Genomic DNA, 22,725 nt, shown 5'->3' on the forward strand with positions numbered 1-22,725 from the left:
CTCCCTGTTATGAATGATTGATTGAAGAGCGTGGTGACGAAACGGACGGTCGTAACGTCAGCGAGTGACGATATGGATACCTGCAGTAGATGCAGGAAGAAATGGCAGGTTACCGATCCGTCTGCATGAAAGGAACGAATCTCTTCGCGCATGCATCTGCGATTTCTGCATTAGCCGCTTTGCGCATATGCACATGCGAAAAACACCGTTTCGGACAATGCGTTGTAATGTTTGCTATCGTGTGCAATGCCGTGCTGCAGTACATGACGCTATGCAGATGCCAGGAGAAAACACCATGACCACACGCAAGGAGCGCGATACGTTCGGCCAGATCGAGGTCGACAACGATCACTTGTGGGGCGCGCAGACGCAGCGCTCGTTGATGCACTTCCGTATATCGACCGAGAAGATGCCGCCGGAACTGATTGCGGCGCTGGCCGAGGTCAAGCGCGCTGCGGCGATCGTCAATCGCGATCTCGGGCGCTTGAAGGAAGACAAGGCGCAGGCCATCGTCACCGCCGCCGACGAAGTCATTGCCGGCCGCCATCCGCAGGAATTCCCGCTGGCGGTCTGGCAGACCGGTTCCGGCACGCAGAGCAATATGAACATGAACGAGGTGCTGGCCAATCGTGCTTCGGAACTGCTGGGCGGCGAGCGCGGCGAGAAGCGGTTCGTGCATCCGAACGACGACGTCAACATGGGGCAATCGTCGAACGACATCTTTCCGACGGCAATCTACGTCGCGGCCGCCATCGGCGTGGCTAATCATCTATTGCCGTCTGTCGAACGCCTGCGTGCGACGCTGCAAGCCAAGTCGGAAGAATTTGCCGACATCGTCAAGATCGGTCGCACGCATCTGCAGGATGCGACGCCGCTGACGCTGGGACAGGAATTCTCGGGTTACGTTGCGCAGCTGGCGCATGCGCATTCCTGCATTGCGACACTGCAACCGCCGCTGCGTGAACTGGCGGCCGGCGGCACGGCGGTGGGAACGGGATTGAATGCGCATCCGGAATTCGGCGTGCGCATCGCGGCGGAGTTGAAGCGACGCACCGGCGTGGCTTTCGTCAGCGCGCCGAACAAGTTCGCATCGCTGGCAGCGCACGATGCATTGGTCGCGATGCACGGCGGCCTGAAGACGCTGGCAGCGGCGATGATGAAGATCGCCAACGACGTGCGCTGGCTGGCATCCGGCCCGCGTTCCGGCCTCGGTGAGTTGGGCATTCCGGAAAACGAACCCGGCAGTTCGATCATGCCCGGCAAGGTGAACCCGACGCAGAGCGAAGCGGTGACGATGCTGTGCTGCCAGGTGTTCGGCAACGACGTCGCACTGAACATCGGCGGCGCATCCGGCAATTTCGAATTGAATGTGTTCAAGCCGCTGCTGGCGCACAATTTCCTGCAGAGCGTGCGTTTGCTGGCCGACGGTATCGCCAGCTTCGATGAGCATTGCGCGCACGGTATCGTCGCGCATCGCGACCGCATCGACGACCTGATGGCACGTTCGCTGATGCTGGTGACGGCACTGGCGCCGCACATCGGCTACGACAAGGCGGCGCAGATTGCCAAGCAGGCACACAAGGATGGCAGCAATCTGCGCGATACCGCGATTGCGCTAGGCATGGTCAGCGGCGAGGATTTCGACCGCTGGGTGCAGCCGAAGGACATGATTCATCCGGGCTGAAGCGGACGTCGCTGGCGTTTCGAATGACGTTGTCGTGTGGTGAATGAGGGCTGTTGTTGCGGGCAATGCAGCGATCACGATCCGTATCGATCATTCCACTGAGATTTTTTCGAAAAATGCCCGTCTGATATGACACTGCAGTCAAATAAAAACGGCTTCCACATTGTTGTGGAAGCCGTTTTCACATCTGTCGGATCGCACAAGGCGATCATTTCAGCAAAGCTTATTTGCCGGTATTTGCAGCCTTGGCATCGGCAATCGCGGATTCCTTGGCGGCCTTGGCTTCCTTCTCGCAGACGTCTTTTTGATTACCCTTCAGATCGTCACATTTTTCCTGGGCGACCTCATAGTCGGCATCGGCAATGTCCTTGTGCGCTTTCTGGCGTGCCTTGTCGGTGCCTTTATAGGCAGCTTCGGCATTTGCTTCCGTCTTCACGCGTGCAGCCTTGGCTTCTGCCTGGCAGATATCCTTGGCGTTGTTCTTGAGCGTGTCGCATTTTTCGCGGGCTGCCTTGTATTCGGCTTTTGCGCTTTTTTGTGTTGCTTCGTATGAAGCCTTGTCCTGTGCATGCGATGCGGACATGAAGCCGAAGCTGGCGGAAGCGATAACGATCATTGAGAGAGCTTTTTTCATGATGGTGTCCTTTTGTCGTTGTTGGAAAAAATGAATGGATGGATTGCGATGAATTGCTTTCGATGATGCGCGCTTACAGGAAGCGGCTATCGTCGCGATTGCGCTCCTCGAAGGAGCGAATCTGTTTTTCTGCCTCATCCTTGCTGACGCCATAGGCTTCCTGGATTTTTCCCGAAAGCTGGTCGCGCTTGCCGGCAATGGTGTCCAACTGGTCGTCGGTGAGCTTGCCCCATTGCTCCTTGATGTTGCCTTTGAACTGTTTCCAGTTACCTTCGATGATGTCCCAATTCATGACACTTCTCCTTGGTTGTCGTACTGCGGATTTTCAATGCGGCAAAGATGCCTGCAGATTCCTTATGCAATACGCGGGCCAGGTTTTTTGGCTTTTAAAATCAATGCCTTGCAAATGATTAGTTAATTTTATGTAAATAATTTACGTGTCATTGCAAACACTACATGTGAGAAAAAAAGAGGGCGCCTGAAGGACAAGGGGAAGCGGTCGCAGGAAGATGCGGCAAGCGGAAAATCACGTGCCGGCGGCGGGATTTTTGCCGGCAGCATGGGCGTTTTCATCATGCCGTAGCGTGCCGAACCATAATGCGTATTGGCGCGTGAAACTGGCACCGAGGAAGAAGATCTGCGCCGAGTAGTAAACCCATAGCAGCAGTACCACCAGCGAACCTGCTGCGCCATAGCCGCTAGCCACGCCGCTGTTGCCGAGGTAGACGCCGATCAGATGCTTGCCGAGGCTGAACAGCGCTGCCGTACCGAGCGCACCGATCGCCACATCGCGCCATGACAGCTTGATCTGCGGCAGCATCTTGTAGATGACGGCAAACAGGCAGGCGATCACAAGGAAGGACACGCTATTGGATAGCGGTTGCAGGATGAAGGCCGACTCTTGCCAGAAGCCGCCCCAGTAGCGTTCCAGCACCGCCAGCATCGCGCTGATCACCAGCGACACCAGCAGCAGAAAGGCCAGCACCAGGACCAGCCCGAACGACAGCAGGCGCACACGCAATACATTGCGCCAGCCGCCTTGCCGCGCCATCGGCACATGCCATATTTCGTCGAGGCTGTCCTTCAATTCGGCGAAGATCGTGGTGGCGCCGAACAGCAGAGCGCCGATCGCCACGATCGTCGGCGCAAAACCGACATTCGGGCTGTGCGCATTCGCCACCAGCATCTGGATCGCTTCGGCGCCTGCTGCACCGACGAGGTTATGCAGCTGCGCGAAGATTTCGCCGCGTGCGGCCTGCGGGCCGAAGATGGCGCCGACGATACCGATGGTCAGCACGAGGATGGGCGCCATCGAGAACAGCGTATAGAAGGCGACTGCCGCCCCCTTGCTGCCGCCGCGTTGTGCAAACCATTCCATTACCGAGCAGACGGCGACGATGCGCATGCGTCTCCAGATGGAAAGGTTTGCGGAAGGCGATTGTTCCGTCATGGAAATTATCGGGTCGGTTGAGAGAACGTCTCGAAAAAACGCGCTGTTACAACAGAAGAGTCGATGCGATGCCGAAAAGTTGCCGGCTGTCGATGTCCACTGTACGCAATCGCCGTTTTTCGCCTGCTTTCCTACGTGCGATGCAGTTGCCCGCCTATGGAGCGTGCCGATCGGCATTGCTAGGATGAGCTTTCGGGCGGGCCGGCGAGATCGGCCTTCGCAATCGGTTTTTCCTGAGTGATTGAGGAGGATGTGATGGGAAAATATTTCATCGTCTGGCTGCTGGGCGTGCCACTGTTCGTACTGGTGCTGATCTACCTGATTTTCTGATTCGGGTTTTGTTTGTAATGACAGGAACCATTTCATTTCAACAATATCTGATGTGCGAATCGTAGTTTCGCTGCCGCCGGTGTTCTCTTGTTTTTGCGCAACGGAAACAGATCTGTTTGCGCTGCACGGTTTTTGCATGTCATGCCTTTTGCCGCAACGTGATAAGAAGACGGGCAAATAGGCATGCGGCACGAAAAAGCGGACAATGGCGGACATGCGGTATGGAATGCCGGTGCCCGCCAAGACGCGATGTTCGCGTCGTTCGGGCAGATACCGGCCGGCGATTCGTTTTCATCCTCAATGGAGTCCGATTACATGTTCCGAACACCGGAATCTCGCGTTGGGTATCGCGCAGGGTATCGTGCGTGGTGCAGCATATTGTTTGCACCGCTGTTCGCCGCCTGCTTTATCGCGGTGATGGGTGCGATTGCCATCACCAACTGGCATCAACAGTACTGGCTGTTCAATTTCCGCCTGGCCGACATGGTTCCTGTGCGACCGAATGTCGGCATTGCCTTCATCCTGGCTGGCGTTGCGCTGGCGTTGCGCGCTGTTCATATTTCGCATGGCGGCGCGAAGACGGCGGCAACGGTGGGCGCTTTCCTGTTTGCCGCGCTGACCACACTGTGGGCCTTGCCGTCGCTGACGGTTTTCCTGTACGGTTTCGGCCTCGATGCGCATGCGCTGCTGCCGGGCGTCAGTGAAGCCGCGCTCGCCATCTATACGGAACCGATGCGGCCGCTGACGGCATTGAGTTTCATATTGGGCGGCTTGAGTCTGCTGGCGCTGGATTACCGTACGAAGCACGATCAGTATCCGGCCGAGTACGGCGCTTTCATCCTCGTTGGCATCACCGGCATTCCGCTGATCGGGCATCTGTACAACGTGATCTCGATCGACGGCATCTCGTCCACACAGGGGATGATGCCGTTTACCTCGATTGCCTTCCTGATCCTGGCGCTCGGCATCCTGTCGTCGCGCCCCACGCACCGCCTGATGAGTCTGTGGAACAGCAAGTCGCCCGGCGGTCCGCTGTTGCGCCGCCTGCTGCCGAACAGTCTGCTGCTATTGATGATTCTGGACTTCATCGTCAAATGGGGCGTGCAGCGCGGTTTCTACGATGCGGACAAGACTTCGCCCTTGCTGATTTTGCTGGCAGGTTCGCTGCTGTTCATCATGTTCTGCCGTACGGCGGCGTTGCTGAATCGCGAATACGAAGGCCGCCAGCAGGGCGAAGCGGCGCTGGCGGAAAGCAATGCGCTGCTGCGCGCGGTCAGCGACAGCACGCCGGATGCGATCTTCGTCAAGGATATTTCCGGCCGCATGATCTTCGCCAATCCGGCCAAGCTTCGCCTGCTCGGAAAGGAACGCGAGAATGTCATCGGTTATCGCAATGCCGATCTGTATCCCGATCCGACCGATGCCGAGCGCGTCAGCCTGGAAGACCAGAGCGTCATCGAGAGCGGGCGGCCGCGCGTGTTCGAGACGACGACCAATTTCCCGAGCGGCATACGCACGCTGCATTCGACCAAGGCGCCGTGGCTGAATGCACGTGGCGAGATCATGGGACTGGTCGGCATCAGTACCGACATCACCGAACGCAAGCGGATGGAAGACACGCTGAAGGCGCACGAGACGCAGCTGGAAGCGCTGGTTGCCGCCCGCACGGCCGAGGTCAGCGAACTGATCGGCCATCTGGAAAGCACGCGGGAGGAAGAGAAGCGCGCGATTGCCCGCGAACTGCACGACGATCTCGGTTCGGCGCTGACGGCGCTGAACATGCACCTGTCGATGATCTTCCAGCAAATGCCGCCGGACCCGAAATTCACCGAGCGTTCGGTCAAGATCAAGGCGCTGCTGAGTTCGATCACCGATGCGACGCGCCGCATCCAGAACGGTTTGCGTCCGGACAAGCTCGACGTGTTCGGCATCAAGGTGGCGATCGCGGAGCAGGCGCTGGAATTCGAAAAATATTCTGGCATGGCCTGCAACGCCAGCTTGCCGGACGATCCGCTGACCTATGCGCCGCGCGTGGATATCGCGCTGTTCCGCATGGTGCAGGAAGCGCTGAACAACATCGCCAAGCACGCGCAGGCAACGCGCGTGGATGTGATTCTCGACGATACCGATGAAGAGATCGTATTGACGATACGCGACAACGGTATCGGTATTGCGCCAGAGCGCCTCAATAACGTGATGACGCACGGCCTGCGCGGCATGCGCGAACGTGCCGCGTATCTGGGCGGTTCGGTGAAGGTGGCTGGATCGCAGGGAAATGGCACGGCGATTGTCGTGACGATTCCAAAGACCGAGGCCAATATGGCGGAAAAGACGGAAGACGCGGAAGAAGAAGCGGTAGAAAGAAGCGGCGAAGGTTGAGATCGCATCCTAAAGCACGATCGTGCTTTTAGATACATCAGTATCAATGAAAATACGGGAAAATTCAGAGAGCGGCGGGAAGGAGTGTCGAGGCGGAGCGTCGAAGAGGAGAGGTGGCGTTGCTGCTACAACTCTCAGGCCGGATGCTCGCATCGCTGCCTGCTGGTGCTGAGACCTTTCAGGAATTCGAACAGCTGGGGAAATTCCGACGTCTTGTCGTAGAAATGATTCACGCCATACTGCATGCCGACGCGGCGGAAAACTTCGGTGGCATTGTTGCTGCAGATGATCTTCAGTGCGTTGGCGATCTTTTTCTTTTCCGCGATCTGCCGCAGCAGATTGATACCGTTTCCCTTTTTCAGCTGGATATCGACGATCAGCACATCACAAGGAAGCGAATTGAGCTGGCTCAGCGCGTCGCCTTCCGATTCGGAAACGCCGGATACGACGACGCCCGGAATCATCGTCAGGTTTTCGATCATCAGTTCGCGCACGTCTACCGAGTCTTCCACCAGGAAGACGCGCAACGGATGATCGTCAGCATGTGTCGTAGTCTTGTTCATGTTCAAGCCGCCAAAAAACCGTTTTTGCATGCCGGGCGGTATTGCTAGTCGATCAGATTCTGCTTGATCGCGTAGTAAATGATGCCGGCATTGTTTTCCATGTTCATCTTCTGCAGTACGCGTGCGCGATAGGTGCTCACCGTTTTTACGCTCAGGCAAAGATCTTCCGCGATTTTCGTCACGCCGTGCCCCTGGCACAGCTTGTAGAAGATTTCGTACTCACGTTTGGACAACGTTTCGTGCAGCGGTTTCTCCGTGTTCGCATCCAGTTCTGTCGTCAGCAGTTCGGCAACGGCAGGGCTGATGTACTTGTGTCCGCGCAGAATGGTCTTGATTGCATTGACCAGTTCATCGGCCAGCGCTTCCTTCTGTACGTAGCCGCTGGCGCCGCTGCGCAGGATCTGCACCGCATACCGGCTTTCCGGATGCATGCTGAGGATCAGGACCGGCATATCCGGCTTTTCGCGCTTGATCTGCTTCAACACTTCGACGCCGCTTTTGTCAGGCATGTTGATGTCGAGCAGGACAATGTCGAATTCCTGTGCGCGGATGAGACGGATCGCCTCCTGCGCAGTGCCGGCTTCTCCTTCAATCTTCATGTCCGGCACTTGCGAGATGAAGTACTGCACGCCTGCGCGGACTACTGCATGGTCATCGACTACGAGGATTCTTATCATTATGGTTAATCGCTCAAGCAGATTTAATTGCGTCCCTGGATGCTGTATGGGCGGGCAATTGCATCCTGCAGGAACAGTTTGGACTGGTATTCGTTCAATCGATTGTAAAGCGTTTTCAGGCTGACGCCCAACACTTCGGCTGTCATCGTCTTGTTGCCCCCACAGTGGTCCAGCGTGGCGCAGATCAACTGCTGTTCGGCCTCGGCCAGCTTGCTGCCGAGCGGCACGGTGACGCAGTCGCCCTGGCATTCGGGCTGGGCCGCGCGCATCGGGCCGATGGCTTGCGCGATATCCAGTTCGCGGTCGGCCAGGATGAAGGCGCGATGCACGACGTTCTTCAATTCGCGCACATTGCCCGGCCATACGTAGGAACTCATCAGGCGCAACGAGGCTCGCGAGAAGGTCTTGCTGCTGCCTTCCTCTTCGTTCAGCTGATCGAGAAAAAGTTTCGCAAGCAGCCGCACATCGTCGCTGCGTTCGCGCAACGACGGCAGGTTCAGCGGAAATACCGCAAGGCGATAGTAAAGATCGCTGCGCAGGATGCCGGCGGCGACCGCTTCGGCCGGATCGCGGTTGGTGGCGGCGACCACGCGCACGCTCACTTCGGATTCTTCATCGGCGCCGATGCGGTAGAAGCGATTGGTTTCCAGCACGCGCAACAGCTTGACCTGCATGTCCAGCGGCATTTCGGTGACTTCGTCGAGGAACAGCGTGCCGCCGTCCGCGCGCTCGAAGCAGCCTTTCTGTGTGCGGATGGCGCCGGTGAAGCTTCCCCGTTCGTGGCCGAACAATTCGGCTTCGATCAGTTGCGGCGACACGGCACCGCAGTTGAGTGCGACGAAGGGGCTGGTCGTATCCTTGCTCATCTGGTGGATGACGCTGGCGACCAGTTCCTTGCCGGTACCGCTTTCGCCGACGATCAGCACGTTGGCGCTGGTCGGTGCGACCTTGCCGATCATCTTGAACAGATGTTGCATCGGCGTCGATGCACCGTACAGGTCGCCGCAGCGGGCGAGTTTTCCGACAGGAAAATCATTCGTGTCGTTATGCTGCGCATCGTGCAGCGCGCTCAGCGTCGGCAGGCCGACGACATTGCCGTTGCTGCAGATATCCAGTCCGTTCGACATCGGTTTTCTCCTCTGTTGAAATGCAGCACGATGGAACGTACTGCAATTTTTACAGAGCGATTGTGATCGGTTTGCAAACATTGCAGAATCGGCGCTTTTCCGATTCTGCTGTGGGATTCCGCTTACAGCAGGACCTGTCCGGCCGCATGGAATGGACTTGTCGGGCCTATTGGCCCATCCATGTGGCGCTTTGCTGGCGCACGACGTCGTTCAGCGAGCCGCTCTTTTCGTAGCTGGCGCGCAACCATCCGGCGTCTCCCTGTCCGGATTGCACGCGCTGGCGCAACCGGGCCAGCGCATCGGCGGTGCCGAGCGCATCGGCGGCATCGGCCAGCATGTCGAAGGTGCGCAGAATGTCGTCCTGGATCGAGGTTTGCGTGCCGCCGACCGGATCGATCAGTGCACCGTTCAGGCCGAAGCGGCATGCCTGGAAGCGGTTGTAGGTATAGGTCAGGTAGGTGTCCTGTACCGGCTGCAGTTCAGGACGATCGAAAAAATGCTTGGCGAGCGTCTGTGCATAGGCGCCCAGAGCGACGGCGGTTTCGATTTGCAGCGGCGTATCGCAGACGCGGATTTCGACGGTGCCGTATTCCGGCTTGGGGCGGATGTCCCAGTAGAAATCCTTCATGCTGGCAACGATGCCCAGTTTCGACATCTTGTCGAAATAGGTGTTGAACGCCTGCCAGTCGGGCAGGAAAGGCATGGTGCCGGAGAGCGGGAAGGCATTGATGCTGGTCAGCCGCGACGACTGGAACGTCGTATCGACACCTTGATAGAACGGCGACGATGCCGACAGCGTGATGAAGTGCGGAATGGTGCGTGCCAGCAGGTGCGAGAGCCGGATTGCCTCGTCGCCGCTCGGACAGCCGATGTGGATGTGCTGGCCGTAGACGGTGAACTGCTTGGCCAGATAACCATACAGGTCGGAGACGAGGCGATAGCGGTCGGTCGGGTAGATGCGCTGGTCTTCCCAGTGCTGGAACGGATGCGCGCCACCGCCGGCCAGGCCGAGGTTGAGCTTGTTGGCAGCGGAGACGAGCAGCGTACGCATCGTCTCGAGCTCGGCCAGCATGGCGTGATGATCGGTATGCACGGACGTCGCGATCTCGATCATGCTTTCGGTGATCTCGGGCTTGATGTCGTAACCGTGCGCGGTCTTGTTGATGATCTGCAGCAGATCGTCCGAACCGCGCGTCAGGTTGTAATCGCGCCGGTTGACGATCTGCAGTTCGAGTTCCACGCCCATTGTCAGCGGCGTCGAGTTGTTGAATTCCAGCATGCGGTTTCCTTCAGCGTTTTGAGGTAACGGCTTGAGCGGCCGATGCCTGTCTTATCCCTGGCTTTTTGCTTCGCCCGAAGCGGTCAATGCATAGCGCGTGCAGATCGGGCCGAGCAGTTCGAGGATGACGAGGATGGAGACGACCAGCGCGCTCAGTTGTGCGCCGAATTGCGGATAGTCGCCGAGCGCGTGTTGCACCATCAGGATATTGAAACCGGATAGCGGCACCAGTCCCACACCCAGCAGCGCGCCCTTGCGCAGCGTCATGCCGTTTACCTGCGCCAGCGCCGTGCTGGCAGCCAGCGCAATGGCGAAGCGCAAGACGATGAAGGCCAGTGCCGCGGGCCACAGCATGACCAGATAGCGCCATTCCAGCTGCGTGCCGCTGAAGACGAACAGCGCAACGTAGAACAATCCGCTGAACTGGCTCAAATCGGGTTCGACGATCGCGTGGCGCGCATCCTGGCTGCGGCTGGCGATGCCGAACATCAGCAGTGCGATCAGCGCGGACAGCTTGAACATGACGGCGATGCCGACGGTGGCGGCAATCAGCGCCAGTACCAGGATCAGTTGCGCCTGCGTGTCACGTCCCAGAAACTGCCCCAGCCATACCAGCAGGCGGCTGATGATCCAGCCCAGCAGTGCGGAGCCGAACAGCAGGTACAACGGATGCAGGATGTAATTTTCCCAGCCGGCCTTGTATTCGACGTGTACTGCGGCCAGTCCCATCGAGAAGACGATGAAGGCCAGCGCATTGCCGATGACGACGATGTTGAGCATGCGTTCCGTCATCTGGCCTTCGGCCTTGACTTCGCGCACTACGTTCAGAATCACCGCCGGCGATGTCGCCATGCCGAGCGCGGCGACCATGCAGGCGACCAGCTTGTCGATCTCGAACTGGATCAGCAGCAGGAACAGGGCGACGAACATCAGCAGGCTGACGGCGATGCCGGTGAGCAGCAGGCCTTTCTCGCGCAACAGCCATTTGTAATCGACGCGCCGGCCGAGTTCGAACAACACCAGCCCGAGCGACAGATCGACCAGTATGCTGATGTCGTCCAGCAATGACGCATCGATCAGGTTCAGCACCGATGGGCCGATCAGCAGGCCGGTCAGGATGTAGCCGGTAATCGCTGGCAGTTGCGGGAAGAAGCGGCGCAGCAGGCGCGCGCCGAGCAGGCCGACGATCAGCAGCAGGCCGGTCGCGGTCAGCACGTTCAGCGCATGCGGCATCGATGGAAAGAAACTGTGTGGCGTCATGTTGTTCCCGGCAGTTTAAGAAGCGTGCAAACGATGGACGGCACGCATGATCTGACGTCCTGCCGCCATGTTCCCGGGCGGCAATGCGACATGGCGACAGGAAAACGATCTCCAGCGCTTTTCTCCAGCGTTTTTACTGCAAGTGCGAAGAAGCTCGGTGAATGTCTTCACCGCATGGTGCGTTATTGCCGAGTCCGGCTAACCGTATGCGGGCAACAAGGCGCGCGGCGCAGCGAACGGTGACGTTACGATTGCCGCGATTGCAGCAGTCACGAAGGACAGCGGTCGCTATCCGAAATCGGCTGCAAAGTGTAGCAGCAGTCGCGGCTGAAAGTCGCGCACATTTTTCGCATACGGTACTGCACTTTATACAGGACGCATGCATTTGCCGGACGCGATTATAGAGGAAAAATACGAAGGAAATTTCTCCTCCGCATGTTGTCATCCATATATCGAATCAAATGCACCGAACCACGGCGTCGATCCAATGTGTCGCTCTAATGTTTCGCTGCAGCGATGCAGTGCGATGACGCGATGTAACAGTTCAGTGCAGTTTGACGCGCGGCGAGGTTTTGCGTTGCAGCCATTGCCCCAGCGAATCGGCCAGCATGCGCGTGAAGCCGTGCAGTGCCGCCACGTGCATCTTGTACAGCGACAGATACAGCAGCCGCGCGAGGATGCCTTCGATGAACAGCGCGCGGCCGAGCAGCGGCCCCATCAAATTGCCGACTGCGTCGAAGCGGCCGAGCGAGACCAGCGAGCCGAGATCGCGGTAGACGAATGCCGGCAGCGTTTCGCCGTTCAGCTTCTTCTTCAATGCATCGAACAAAAAGCTGGCTTGCTGATGCGCGGCCTGCGCGCGCGGCGGCACCGTGCTGTCTTTCTCCGGCCAGGGGCAGGCGGCGCAATCGCCGAAGGCGAAGATGTCGGGATCGACTTCCGTCTGCAGCGTCTGCTGCACGACGATCTGTCCCAGCCGGTTCACCGGCAGATTCAGTTCGCTCAATATCTGCGGTGCGCGGATGCCGGCGGCCCAGACGGTGAGATCGGCAGGCAGGCTTTGCCCGCTTGCCATCACGACGCGATCGGCCTGCACCTCGGAGACCTTGGCATCGGTCAGCACGTCGATATCCAGCTTGCGCAGCAGGTCGGTGGTGGTTGCCGATACCTTTTCCGGCAATGCGGAAAGGATGCGCGGTGCAGCTTCGATCACGGCAATGCGAATGTCGTGCCGCGGATCGAGATGATGCAGGCCGTATGCGCCGAGCACTTCGGCGGTGTTGCGCAATTCGGCTGACAGTTCGACGCCGGTGGCGCCGCCGCCGATGATGGCGATGTGCAGTTGCGGATGCACGCCGTTGCCGGCCGCGGTGATGCCGCGATCCGCGCGCATGCACAGGCTGATCATGCGGCGGCGAAAATGCTCGGCCTGATGCAGGGCGTCGAGTGCCACTGCATTCTGCTCGGCACCCGGCACGTTGAAGAAATTGGTGACGCTGCCGATGGCGAGGATCAACGTGTCGTACGGAATCTGTCGCTGCGGAATCAGTTCGAGACCGTGTTCGTCCTGCACGCTGCCGACGGTGATGGTCTTGCCGGCGCGGTCGAGGCCGAGCAGTTCGCCCTGCTGGAACACGAAGCGATGCCAGCGTGCCTGCGCTGCGTATTCGAGCTGGTGCGTATTCGCATCCATGCTGCCGGCGGCGACTTCATGCAGCAGCGGTTTCCAGATGTGGATGGAGGAGCGGTCCACCAGCACGGTGCTGACGCGGTCGCGCATCTTGTTGCCCAGTGCAGTCGCCAGTTCCAGGCCGCCGGCACCGCCGCCGACGATGACGATGCGATGCCGCGAATCGGCCTGGGGCTGCCGCGATGCATCCACGTTTTCGGTATCGGTGCTGGTGGTCATGCTTGCTCCCTTCTTTTCTTCGTCGATATTGCATCGATGATGCCGCATTGAAGTACGACGTGCGGCACGCAGCATTTCGCATACGCTCAGACAGCAAGATACCACCTGGCGTTCCGCCGGTCTCCTTGTCCTGTCGTGTCTCGCTTTGTACGGCCGACGTTGGTTTCTATCAGTCGAAGGCGAAGTTATAGAACAGCGACAGCGCGCTGCGTGTGCCGGCTTCGCCTTCCACCGTTAGGCGTTTTGTCAGCGTGTAGCGCAGCAGCAGCACGCTGCTGGCACTTTCCAGTCCTTGCTTGTAGCTGACGTACAGCCGCGACGAAATCCGCTTGCCGAGTGTGACGATGCGTTCTTCCAGATTACTGGTGCTGTTGCTTTCGGTGCCCACACTGAAATCGTCCAGCCCGAACACCGTGGCGATCTGCGATGTCACGCCGGAAGCCGCACCTTGCGCCAGCAGCGAACTGGCGGCGGCCTGCAATGCGCCGATATCGCCGTCGCCGGAATCGGACAGGCCGTGGCCCAGCACCAGCCACGACAGTTTTTCCGCATCCGGCACGGTCGGGTCCGATACCAGCGTGATGCGCGGACGCAGCACCGTGCCGCCGACCGAGACGCCGGCCTCGACTTCCTGGCCGCGCCGCATCGCGAGAATGTTCAGCGCCGGATTGCCGATCGGACCGTTGAAGCGCAGGATGCCCTGTTCGATCGCCAGCTCGCGGCCGTAGGCCTTGAAAGTGCCGGAGACGATGCGCAGATCGCCCGTTGCGCGCAACGCTTCGCCGCCGTCGGCCAGCAGGTTGATTTCGCCGGCCAGCATCGCATCGAGCCCGCGGCCTTGCAGATGAATGCCTTTCCGGCCGAGGCCAAGCTTCAGATCCAGTGCGATGATGGTCTTCGTACCCTGCGTCTGGTTGCGGCCGACGATGACGACATCGTCCGACAATTGCGGCATATCGGTGCTGCCGATGTCGAAGAAGCCGGAATCGGCGGTGAAGCTGCCGTTGGCCTTGGCGCGGCCGTCGCGCCAGCCGGCGGTGCCAAGGCCGCTGATGACCAGCTTGCGGTCGGAACGGTCGATCAGCTTGTATTGCGATGCCGTGACGGCCAAGTCGAGCGCCAGTTGCTGCTTGACCAGCGACAGCGGGCCATTGATCGATAACGTGCCGCCGTTGGTGAAACGCAGTTCGCTGATGACCAACTGTTCGCCGCGAAATTCGCTGCGCAGCGTGCCTTGCTTCAGGTCGACGCCGGTATCGGTGAACAGCAGGCGCAGCTTGTCGGCATCCATGCGGCCGGTGATGCGTGGATTGGTCACACTGCCGGCGAGCGTGACGTCGCCGTGCAGGCTGCCTTCGGTTACCAGCATTGGCGAGATCATCGGCCCCAGCCAGCCCAGCGCCGGCGCATCGATGCGGACATTGCCGTTCAGCGGCGCCTGCGACGTTAGCGTCAGGCGCTTGTCGCCGCCGCCCAGCGCACTGGTGAAATCGGCAGCGATGCGGCCGGTCTGCGTGCCTTCGGCGAGGAACTGCAGCGCAAGACGGCCGCCGCTTGCCGTTGCATTGGCCTGCAATGTCGTCAGCCCCAGCTTGACCGGCGCATTGCCGAGCATCGACACATCGCCGCTTTCGCGCTGCAGGCTGAAGCTGCCGTCGAGCCGGTTGCCGAGTTTGAAATCCCACGCGCCGCCGACGGCGAGATCGGCGCTGACCGGCGCATCCGGTCGCGCATAGTGGAGCAGGTCGTTGATCTGCAGATGATCGAAGCGGCCGCGCGTGGTCAGGCCGCGTGCATTGCGGACGAACTGCTCGATGGAAAAGACTGCATTGTTGCCGATGGCGAGATTGAAGCGGTCGAGTTTGACTTCGTCTGTTGATACGGAAAGCGGTGCGGCTTCGGTCAGCTTCGCGTTCAGGCGACCGTCGGCATCGAGCGTGGCAATGCTGCCTTGCCAGCGCGGCGTGCGCGCCAGATCCTGCAAGCCACCGTTGGCGGAAAGTTTCCAGTGCTGGTCGTATTCGTTCAGCGTGATATTCACCGTGTGCCGGGCGGTCGTGCCGTTGACGGCGAGGCTGGCGTCGTCGGCTTCCAGCGCACCGCCGGCGATGCCGTCGGCATGCACGTCGATTACCAGCGGCGCGTTCGGTTGCGCGGCAAATTTGGTCTGGATGGCGAGATTGCGTACCAGTTGTTCGCCTATGCGCAAGTCCTGCAGTTTCGTTTCGATGCTGACGGCGGCGAGTGGTGCAGCTTTATCGCGCCGGTCCAGGGTCAGATCTCCCTTTCCTTGCAGCATGGCAGCCTGCAACTGGCCGGGCAGGCGCAGGCGACTGCCGCTCCATTCGGCGACGAGGCGCGGCTGCTGCACGCTGCCGCGCACTTCGCCTTCGAGCTTCAGCATGCCGCCGAAAGCGCGGCCGAGTTGTTCGAGTTTCGGCGCGTCGAAATGGAAGGTTATGCGGGCATCGCTTTGTGCCAGCCGGCCTTGCGCATCGAATCGATTGTCGCCGGCACGCAGTGCAAGGGCAGGTACGTCCAGCGTTTCGCCGCGCAGTTGCATGCGGCCTTCGCCGGACAGCGGATTGCCAGCCAGCTTGCTGTCGGCGATGCGGAAGGATGCATCGGCCTGCATGGCCGGCTGGCGCGTGCCGTTGGCGGCGAATTCGGCGTTGAGCTGCAGCGTCGGCATTTGCGCAAAGTCGCCGAGATCGCGCAGATCGAATCCGCGTATCGTTCCTTTGGCATCGAATGCCTGATTGCCGTCGAGCGCGATGCGGGCAGAGAGATCCGCGGCGCTGCCGCCGGCGCGCAAGGCCATCTTGTCGATGTTGATTGCATTGTCGGCAACGGTGGCATGCGCATCCAATGTCAGTCGGTGTTTCTTCAGCGGTTCGCTCAGTGCGAGCGTAAATTCCTGTTTACCGTCGGCGTGTCGTACGTCCAGCTTGCCGGCCAGTTTGGTGGTGCGCATGCGGCCGTCGATCTTCTGCAGGTCGAGCGCATCGGTCTGCAGCGTCAGCGTCAACGCGCCGTTGCGCAGCTTGCCGCTGCCGGACGCATTGCCGGCCGGTTGCCGTGTGCTGCCGAAGCCGGCGGCGATGCGCCGGAAATCGAAGGTTTGATCCTGCTGCGTGAATTCGACGCGCAGGCTGTGCAGCGGGACGCGGCCTTCGTCGTAGCGTCCCGCGGCGGGGTTGGCGACGGACAGCGTGCCGCTGCCGTTTTCTGCCGCATGCAGATCGACGTTCAGCGCGGTCTTCGGCAGGCTGGCGGCGATGACGGACAGATCGATCGTGCGCGCCGTCACGTCGGCTTTGCCGAGCAGCTGTTCGTCGAAAGGATGCAGCATGGCATTGCCGTTCAGCGAGGCATCGGCGATCTTCAGCGCGGCGGCGGCCTGCAGTTCCTTCAGCGAGCCGTGCAGCAGAAGTTGGCCGGCGGCGCGGATGGTGTTGCCGTCGGTCGTCGTTTCGCCGCTGGTCGACAGCGTCGCTTCCAGCGGATAGGGACTGGCGGTCGACAGGGTGGCGCGGCCTTCGAGATTGCCGCTGAAGGCAGTCTTGTCGGCAGCGGAACGTGCACTGAATTCATCGAGGTTCAGCAGGTAGCGTTTGCCGTCGTAATCGAGATTGAATGCGAACGGGCCGAGCGTGATCACGTTCAGTGGCCCCCAGGCGACATCGCCGCCGTGTACCTGCACGCTGTCGATGCGCAGGTGAAGCGGCAGCGCGATGCTGGATGGCAGCTTTGCCGGTTCGTCGTTCTGCGCCATCTTGCCGGTGATGCCGAGCCTGCCGATGCGCAGCAGTGCGATATGCAACTGGCCGGTCAGCAGCTTCGGCAGGCGTACGTCCAGCGTGACGTCGTCGGCGGCGATCTGCTGGTTTTCCAGATGCAGCGACAGCTTGCCGATGTGCAGTGTGTCGCTCCAGGTGCCGCTGACGTCTTCCGCGTTGACGATGCCGTTCGACAGGCCGGCGGCGAATTCGAACGAGGCGCGCGTGCCGCGTTCGCTGTGCGTGATCCAGCCGATGCCGGCCAGCAGAATCAGCAATAGCAGAGACAACATTACGGCCAGCACGCGCGGCCATCGGCGCTTGCTGCGCGCATGCACAGGCGTGTTGGGCGCCGATGGCTGGCTTGTCTGTTTGTCGTCGTCAGAAACCATAGCCTACCGAGAAGTGAAGCCGCACTTCGTGCGTATCGTGCCCGTAGGCGAGGTCGAGATTGACCGGGCCGATCGGGCTGCGCCAGCGTGCGCCCACGCCGCTGCCATGCGCGAAGTGGAAGCCTTTCCACGAGTCTGCGGCATTGCCGGTATCGTGAAACACGGCCGCGCCCCATTGCGGCGTGATGCGATAGACGAGTTCGGCGCTGAAGACAGCGCTGTTGGTGCCACCGACGATGGCACCGTCCTGTTCGACGCCCAGTGTGTTGTAACCGTAGCCGCGCACGGTCTGGTCGCCGCCGGTGCGGAACAGCAGGTCGGCCGGCACCGATTCGCGGCCAGCGCCGGATACCTGGCCGACCTCGCCGCGCAGTACCGCCTGCCAGCGCTTGTAGTAGGGCGACAGATAGGTTGCGCGGCCGACCACGCGTGCCAGCGTCTTGCCGTCGCCAGTCGGGCCGGCGCCGAGATCGATCGAGGCGACGTAGCCACGCGACGGCGAGATCAGGTTGTTCAGGCTTCGCCGCGTGTAGGTGAAAGAGCCAATCACTGCTTCGCGGTGATTCGAATAGTCGCTGCCTTCGATGCGCTGGTGATCGGTATACAGCGTGGTGGCCCACACCATTTCATTGTTCTTGTCGGGACTGGTCAGGCGCGCAGCGGTGGCGGTTTTGTCGTTGAGTTCGCCTTCGCTGTTCGTATATTCGTAGCGTGTGCCGAAGCTGGGGCGCCAGTCGTTCTGCAGCGGAGGCAGGAAGACGTCGGCACCGAGCAGCCGGTTGTTGCGATCGACCAGCAGCCGCGATTCCAGCCGCCAGTCGCGCTGCAGGAAATTGCGGTCCAGCCACCGGATCTGCCCGCGCGGGCCGGAATCGGTGGAGAAGCCGATACCCAGCGACAGCCGCTTGCGTTCGTTTTCGTTGAGTTCCAGTTTGATCGGCACGTTCTTCGGATGCGCCGGATCGATGTTGACGGTGGCAAAGGCGGAACGGAAGTAGCCGGTGTCCTGCACGCGCGCCTGCAATTCGTTGAGTTTTTCCTGCGAATACGGCTCGCCCGGCTTGATCGGATTCAGGTCCGTCACGATGCGGCTGGCATAGCGCTGCAGGCCGGAGATTTCCAGTTCGCCGAAGGTGAAGGCGGGGCCGGAGTCGACTTCCACCGTCAATGCGGCGCTGTTGGTCGCCGGATCGATGCGCGCCTCGCTTTGCGTGATGGCGGCGGCAGGGTAGTCGCGTACCAGCAGCGATTTCAGCAGATTGTTCTTGGCATCGTCCCAATCCTTCTGGCGGAAGGCGTTGCCGGCCGGCAGGCTCCAGCGTCGCTGCAGGCGTTCGACGCGCTGCGGGTTGGATGCGGCAACGTCGCCCTTGATTCGGATATCCACCGTATCGACCAGCGTGCGCGGGCCGAGCGCCACCTTGTAATGCGCAGTCCAGGTTTCGCCGCGCTGATCGAGTTCGTGCGTGACGGATGGCGAGAAATAGCCTTCGGTTGCCAGCAGGGTACGAATCTGGTTCGGTGCGCTGCCGGCCAGGCGACGGATTTCATCTTCGGCCAGGCCGCCGGCGGACTGGCGACGGCTGATCTCGAGGTTGTCTTTCAGCAGCGACGTCAGTTCGCCGGCACCGTCTATGCTGACGGTATAGGAAACGGATGCTGCTGCCGGTGCTGCGGATTCCTGCGCCCGCGCCTGGATCGGCAATATGGCTTGCGTGCACAGCAGGCAGGCAGCGATACGCAAGGTGAGGGAAATCTTCTTCAGCACTCTGTCTGGATGGAAATGTTTTTAAAGGTCGAAAGCAATCCGGAAGGTGTACCGAAAGACAGCTGAAAAAACGACGTTGACGTTCGTGCAAGCTTATCAGTATTTGGTGCGATAGAGCGGCACTGGCGGAGGTTTTACGGGATTGCCGCAATACGGGTTGGGATGCGCGTTCGCTTGCCGGTCGTCGGCAAAATCCCTATAGTGGGCGCACTCGAATTTCCCGGATACAGGCAACATGGGCCGCAACAGCAACAAGGACAGCAAGACCGGCAATCAGGCCGATTATCAGGTCAATAAGCAGGCAGATAATCAGGCTGATAAGGATGTGCGGCAGGAACAGCCGCACGAGATACGTCCCGGTCAGTCGATCGAACTGCTAAAAGAGTTGCACATCCTGACGCGCGACGGCAAGCTGAATCAGGACAGTCGCCGCAAGCTCAAGCAGGTCTATCACCTTTACCAGTTCATCGAGCCGCTGCTGCAGGAGGCGTTGACGACGCGTTCCGCCGTCACGCTGGTCGACCATGGCGCCGGCAAGTCCTATCTGGGCTTCATTCTGTACGACCTGTTCTTCAAGCAGCGCGGTGGCGATGATTCGCACATCTACGGCATCGAAACACGCGACGAGCTGGTGCAGAAATCCGAAGAGCTGGCGCAGCGACTCGATTTTCCCGGCATGTCTTTCCTGAACCTGTCGGTGGCGGAATCGATCACGTCGGACAAATTGCCGGCGCAGATCGATGTGGTCACCGCGCTGCATGCCTGCAATACCGCGACCGACGATGCGATCCGTTTCGCGCTGGAGAAAAAGGCGCAGTTCATCGTGCTGGTGCCGTGCTGCCAGGCCGAAGTGGCTTCCGTGCTGCGCAAGAACAAGGGCCGTGCATTGTCGAATCCGCTGACCGAAATCTGGCGCCATCCGCTGCATACACGCGAGTTCGGTAGTCAGGTGACCAACGTGCTGCGCTGCCTGCAACTGGAAGCGCACGGCTATCAGGTCAGCGTGACCGAGCTGGTCGGCTGGGAACATTCGATGAAGAACGAACTGATCATCGCCAGCTACAAGGATCTGCCGCGCCGCCGTCCGACCGAACGTTTGCATGAAGTGCTGCAGACGCTCGGCCTGGAAGAAATGCAGTCGCGCTTCTTCACGCCGGCCTGAACTGCCGGCCGGTTTCTTGTTCGTCTTTTATTGCTGCGGCGATTGCGGAGACGATTGCGGCTGAGGCGCCGCGGCTTTCTGTTTCGCCATCTGGTGCAGATAGGCGAGCAGGTCGTCGAGTTGCGTATCGCTCAATACCGTTTCGGAAAAAGCCGGCATCACGCGCTGCGGCCAGTTGCGCACCGATGACGAGTCGCGAATCAGCCTGCGCAGAAAATCTTCCTGAAAGTATTCGGTCGGATTGAACGGCAGGTTCAGGTCCGGCCCGACTGCGCCGTCGCCACCGCCATTGATGCGATGGCAGCTGGCGCAGTTAACTGTGAAAAGATGCATGCCGCGCCATGCGGCGCTGTCGGCCTGTGCCTGCGGCACGATTTGCGGATAGCGTTTCTCCAGCGGTTCGACATCGGCGATCGATTCGATCTGGAACGGCCATTGCTCGGGCGACACGCCGCTTTTCTCCGGCATCAGCCAGACCAGATAGAATGCGCCGGCGCTCGGTTTGCCGGGCGCAACTGCGGGCCATGGCCGGGTTTGCGGTTCGAGCGCCAGCCATGGTTCCGATGCCGACCTCAGCAGGCTGACGGGAATCGTTGCGACGAAGCCGTCGCTTGCCTTGAATTGCAGCGCTTCGAAACCGCGTATGTCGCGCAGGATGGCCGACAGCGGAATCGCCTGATAGCTCATGCTGCGTTTGTAGGTCGGATCGTCCGGGATCGTGATGGTTTGTGTGGACGGATGGCGCAGCAGGTTGGATAGCGCCAGTTTCTGTTTCTGGTTGGCGAGCTGCAGTTGCAGAACCGGTTCGTCGGCCGCGTGGGCGGTGGCGAACGTCAGTATCGTGCACAGCAGCAGGCCGATGGCGTGGGCGAAAGGAATGCGCATGACGGCTCCGGGAACGGCGATGCTGCCGAGTATAGCGGAGCGATGCGTGTGAAGATGCAAGGAATGCGATGCAGCGAAAACGCAGCAAGAAATGTGGCAAAAAACGCAGCGTAAGAATGCAATGAAGATCGCAATGAAACGAGCACAATGAGGCGGGCAATGAAAGAACGGCGCAGGACGATAATCGCAAGGATGCAGCGATGGCGTGGTTTCTCTACCTGATCGAATGCCGCGATGGCAGCATTTACACCGGCATCGCGGTCGATGTCGCAGCGCGCTTTGCCGCGCACGCCAGCGGCAGGGGCGCACGCTACACGCGCTCGCGTCCGCCACGCCGGTTGCTGGCGATCGTCGCCTATCCCGATCGTTCGTCGGCGCTGAAGGCCGAATATGCGATGAAGCAGTTGAGCGCCGCCGACAAACGCCGCTTCTGCCTGCGGCGCAACGGTTTGTGGTGTGTGGCTGCCCAGCTTGCCGAGGCTGGCGCGCAAAAGTGATGCGCGTGTCCGGTCGCGGCGATCAGCGTTTCTCTTCGTCGTTCACCGGCAGCGGATCAGCGCGGCAGTCCTTGTATTCGACGCCATTCATTTCGAATAGCGCCATGTCTCCCTTGTTCCAGAATGTCGTGCTGCCGTCGCTGTAGCGCGCACCCGAACCGGAAATGACCTGCGGCAGCGTGACCGTGCGGCCCGGCAGCATCAGTTCCACTTTTTCGTCGCCGAAGCGCGCGATCAGCGCGATCTTGTCGCACTTGAACGGCACGACGGTCTTCGGTGCCGGTGCGATATCGAGATTGGAAACGCGCACGACCAGGATGGAAATCGGTTTGTCCTGATCGGCAAAGGAAACCGGGATCGGCTCGCTGGACCACAGCGGCTGTTCGCGGCCGTCGATGATGGTGGCGCTGATCGCATAGCGGTGATCTTGAGCTATCGACTGCGGCAGATAGTGCAGGTCGAATGCGATCGGCACCTGGGTCTTGGGCTGCATCGTCTGTTGGGCGACGAACTGGCCGGTGCGGTTGGCGCGCGTTACGTCTTCCAGGCTCACGATGACCTTGGCATCCGATGGCAGCGCGATACGTTCGCGATAGCTGACATTGCCGGTCAGGTGGCCGGACAATGCTGGCCCTTGATTGCGCTTGAAAAGCGAGCTGCAGCCGCTGGCCGCGAGACAGAAGGCCAGCAGGATGGCGAGGGAGCGAAGCGATGTCATGGCAAGAGTCCTGTGATGAATGGGTAGTTTCGAGGATTTTGTAAAAATGCGCAGCGGCATGCCTGCATGTTTTTCTGCCGGTGTGTATGCGTACGGTTTTCGCGCGGTTTCCTGCAACTTTCTTGACGTATGTTTACGCCGCAAGGTAGGCTTGGCGCCAGCATCGCGCCGCCAATACTGCATCCGTATTCATGCGGGGCGGATATTTCCTTACGATTCATTTCAATGCATA

At 60.1% G+C, this 22,725-nt stretch carries 17 protein-coding genes; 4 read left to right on the top strand and 13 right to left on the bottom strand.

Annotation, left to right across the window (positions count from 1 at the left end; genetic code table 11):
- The first annotated feature begins 295 nt into the window (after window positions 1–295).
- Window positions 296–1,684, top strand: coding sequence for a class II fumarate hydratase (gene fumC, locus IEV40_RS07125; RefSeq protein WP_188420303.1), 1,389 nt, complete (start codon window positions 296–298; stop codon window positions 1,682–1,684).
- Window positions 1,685–1,907: 223 nt separating this feature from the next.
- Here fumC and IEV40_RS07130 read toward each other — a convergent pair whose 3' ends face one another.
- The 3 genes from IEV40_RS07130 to IEV40_RS07140 form a co-directional block, all read right to left on the bottom strand.
- Window positions 1,908–2,318 carry a hypothetical protein gene (locus IEV40_RS07130; RefSeq protein WP_188420304.1) on the bottom strand — a complete coding sequence of 137 codons (411 nt, stop codon included), beginning with the start codon at window positions 2,316–2,318 and terminating at the stop codon, window positions 1,908–1,910.
- Between the two features lie 73 nt (window positions 2,319–2,391).
- The gene (locus IEV40_RS07135) at window positions 2,392–2,610 is read right to left on the bottom strand and encodes a CsbD family protein (RefSeq protein ID WP_188420305.1); all 219 of its coding nucleotides are present in this window, start codon (window positions 2,608–2,610) and stop codon (window positions 2,392–2,394) included.
- A 234-nt stretch (window positions 2,611–2,844) separates the two neighbouring features.
- Complete coding sequence (locus IEV40_RS07140) at window positions 2,845–3,723, bottom strand: YihY/virulence factor BrkB family protein (protein WP_229724006.1); 879 nt, start codon at window positions 3,721–3,723, stop codon at window positions 2,845–2,847.
- 753 nt (window positions 3,724–4,476) lie between these two features.
- Between IEV40_RS07140 and IEV40_RS07145 the strand changes: the two genes are divergently transcribed.
- Window positions 4,477–6,477, top strand: a complete 2,001-nt coding sequence (locus IEV40_RS07145) for a PAS domain-containing sensor histidine kinase (RefSeq protein WP_229724007.1) — start codon at window positions 4,477–4,479, stop codon at window positions 6,475–6,477.
- A gap of 134 nt (window positions 6,478–6,611) precedes the next feature.
- Here IEV40_RS07145 and IEV40_RS07150 read toward each other — a convergent pair whose 3' ends face one another.
- The 8 genes from IEV40_RS07150 to IEV40_RS07185 form a co-directional block, all read right to left on the bottom strand.
- The gene (locus tag IEV40_RS07150) at window positions 6,612–7,040 is read right to left on the bottom strand and encodes a response regulator (protein WP_188420307.1); all 429 of its coding nucleotides are present in this window, start codon (window positions 7,038–7,040) and stop codon (window positions 6,612–6,614) included.
- 44 nt (window positions 7,041–7,084) lie between these two features.
- Window positions 7,085–7,717: a response regulator gene (locus IEV40_RS07155; protein WP_188420308.1), complete on the bottom strand. Its 633-nt coding sequence runs from the start codon at window positions 7,715–7,717 to the stop codon at window positions 7,085–7,087.
- Between the two features lie 23 nt (window positions 7,718–7,740).
- On the bottom strand, window positions 7,741–8,844 hold the full coding sequence (locus IEV40_RS07160) for a sigma-54 interaction domain-containing protein (RefSeq protein WP_188420309.1): 1,104 nt from the start codon (window positions 8,842–8,844) through the stop codon (window positions 7,741–7,743).
- Window positions 8,845–9,010: 166 nt separating this feature from the next.
- The gene (locus IEV40_RS07165) at window positions 9,011–10,123 is read right to left on the bottom strand and encodes a YbdK family carboxylate-amine ligase (protein WP_188420310.1); all 1,113 of its coding nucleotides are present in this window, start codon (window positions 10,121–10,123) and stop codon (window positions 9,011–9,013) included.
- A gap of 51 nt (window positions 10,124–10,174) precedes the next feature.
- Window positions 10,175–11,383, bottom strand: a complete 1,209-nt coding sequence (locus IEV40_RS07170; protein ID WP_188420311.1) for a cation:proton antiporter — start codon at window positions 11,381–11,383, stop codon at window positions 10,175–10,177.
- A gap of 544 nt (window positions 11,384–11,927) precedes the next feature.
- On the bottom strand, window positions 11,928–13,292 hold the full coding sequence (locus tag IEV40_RS07175; protein WP_188420312.1) for an NAD(P)/FAD-dependent oxidoreductase: 1,365 nt from the start codon (window positions 13,290–13,292) through the stop codon (window positions 11,928–11,930).
- Between the two features lie 169 nt (window positions 13,293–13,461).
- The gene (locus tag IEV40_RS07180; protein ID WP_229724008.1) at window positions 13,462–17,463 is read right to left on the bottom strand and encodes a translocation/assembly module TamB domain-containing protein; all 4,002 of its coding nucleotides are present in this window, start codon (window positions 17,461–17,463) and stop codon (window positions 13,462–13,464) included.
- Complete coding sequence (locus IEV40_RS07185; RefSeq protein ID WP_229724009.1) at window positions 17,453–19,231, bottom strand: autotransporter assembly complex protein TamA; 1,779 nt, start codon at window positions 19,229–19,231, stop codon at window positions 17,453–17,455. The genes IEV40_RS07180 and IEV40_RS07185 overlap by 11 nt, the downstream gene beginning before the upstream one ends.
- A 235-nt stretch (window positions 19,232–19,466) precedes the next feature.
- On the opposite strand from IEV40_RS07185, the gene IEV40_RS07190 reads away from it, so the two are divergent.
- The gene (locus IEV40_RS07190) at window positions 19,467–20,393 is read left to right on the top strand and encodes a class I SAM-dependent methyltransferase (protein WP_188420313.1); all 927 of its coding nucleotides are present in this window, start codon (window positions 19,467–19,469) and stop codon (window positions 20,391–20,393) included.
- Between the two features lie 27 nt (window positions 20,394–20,420).
- Here IEV40_RS07190 and IEV40_RS14770 read toward each other — a convergent pair whose 3' ends face one another.
- On the bottom strand, window positions 20,421–20,861 hold the full coding sequence (locus IEV40_RS14770) for a c-type cytochrome (RefSeq protein ID WP_443093937.1): 441 nt from the start codon (window positions 20,859–20,861) through the stop codon (window positions 20,421–20,423).
- Window positions 20,862–21,478: 617 nt separating this feature from the next.
- Between IEV40_RS14770 and IEV40_RS07200 the strand changes: the two genes are divergently transcribed.
- A complete protein-coding gene (locus IEV40_RS07200) occupies window positions 21,479–21,775 on the top strand; it encodes a GIY-YIG nuclease family protein (protein WP_188420315.1) in 297 nt (98 codons plus the stop codon).
- Between the two features lie 22 nt (window positions 21,776–21,797).
- Here IEV40_RS07200 and IEV40_RS07205 read toward each other — a convergent pair whose 3' ends face one another.
- The gene (locus tag IEV40_RS07205) at window positions 21,798–22,493 is read right to left on the bottom strand and encodes a YbaY family lipoprotein (RefSeq protein WP_188420316.1); all 696 of its coding nucleotides are present in this window, start codon (window positions 22,491–22,493) and stop codon (window positions 21,798–21,800) included.
- Between the last annotated feature and the right edge of the window lie 232 nt (window positions 22,494–22,725).

This window comes from Oxalicibacterium solurbis (assembly GCF_014635845.1).
GTDB classification, from domain to species: Bacteria; Pseudomonadota; Gammaproteobacteria; order Burkholderiales; family Burkholderiaceae_D; genus Oxalicibacterium; species Oxalicibacterium solurbis.

What these genes read in the sequence shown, in the direction of transcription:
- fumC (WP_188420303.1), top strand. Translation starts at nt 296, where the DNA reads ATGACCACACGCAAGGAGCGCGATACGTTCGGCCAGATCGAGGTCGAC.
- IEV40_RS07130 (WP_188420304.1), bottom strand. Translation starts at nt 2,318, where the DNA reads ATGAAAAAAGCTCTCTCAATGATCGTTATCGCTTCCGCCAGCTTCGGC.
- IEV40_RS07135 (WP_188420305.1), bottom strand. Translation starts at nt 2,610, where the DNA reads ATGAATTGGGACATCATCGAAGGTAACTGGAAACAGTTCAAAGGCAAC.
- IEV40_RS07140 (WP_229724006.1), bottom strand. Translation starts at nt 3,723, where the DNA reads ATGCGCATCGTCGCCGTCTGCTCGGTAATGGAATGGTTTGCACAACGC.
- IEV40_RS07150 (WP_188420307.1), bottom strand. Translation starts at nt 7,040, where the DNA reads ATGAACAAGACTACGACACATGCTGACGATCATCCGTTGCGCGTCTTC.
- IEV40_RS07155 (WP_188420308.1), bottom strand. Translation starts at nt 7,717, where the DNA reads ATGATAAGAATCCTCGTAGTCGATGACCATGCAGTAGTCCGCGCAGGC.
- IEV40_RS07160 (WP_188420309.1), bottom strand. Translation starts at nt 8,844, where the DNA reads ATGTCGAACGGACTGGATATCTGCAGCAACGGCAATGTCGTCGGCCTG.
- IEV40_RS07165 (WP_188420310.1), bottom strand. Translation starts at nt 10,123, where the DNA reads ATGCTGGAATTCAACAACTCGACGCCGCTGACAATGGGCGTGGAACTC.
- IEV40_RS07170 (WP_188420311.1), bottom strand. Translation starts at nt 11,383, where the DNA reads ATGACGCCACACAGTTTCTTTCCATCGATGCCGCATGCGCTGAACGTG.
- IEV40_RS07175 (WP_188420312.1), bottom strand. Translation starts at nt 13,292, where the DNA reads ATGACCACCAGCACCGATACCGAAAACGTGGATGCATCGCGGCAGCCC.
- IEV40_RS07180 (WP_229724008.1), bottom strand. Translation starts at nt 17,463, where the DNA reads ATGGTTTCTGACGACGACAAACAGACAAGCCAGCCATCGGCGCCCAAC.
- IEV40_RS07190 (WP_188420313.1), top strand. Translation starts at nt 19,467, where the DNA reads ATGGGCCGCAACAGCAACAAGGACAGCAAGACCGGCAATCAGGCCGAT.
- IEV40_RS14770 (WP_443093937.1), bottom strand. Translation starts at nt 20,861, where the DNA reads ATGCCGGAGAAAAGCGGCGTGTCGCCCGAGCAATGGCCGTTCCAGATC.
- IEV40_RS07200 (WP_188420315.1), top strand. Translation starts at nt 21,479, where the DNA reads ATGGCGTGGTTTCTCTACCTGATCGAATGCCGCGATGGCAGCATTTAC.
- IEV40_RS07205 (WP_188420316.1), bottom strand. Translation starts at nt 22,493, where the DNA reads ATGACATCGCTTCGCTCCCTCGCCATCCTGCTGGCCTTCTGTCTCGCG.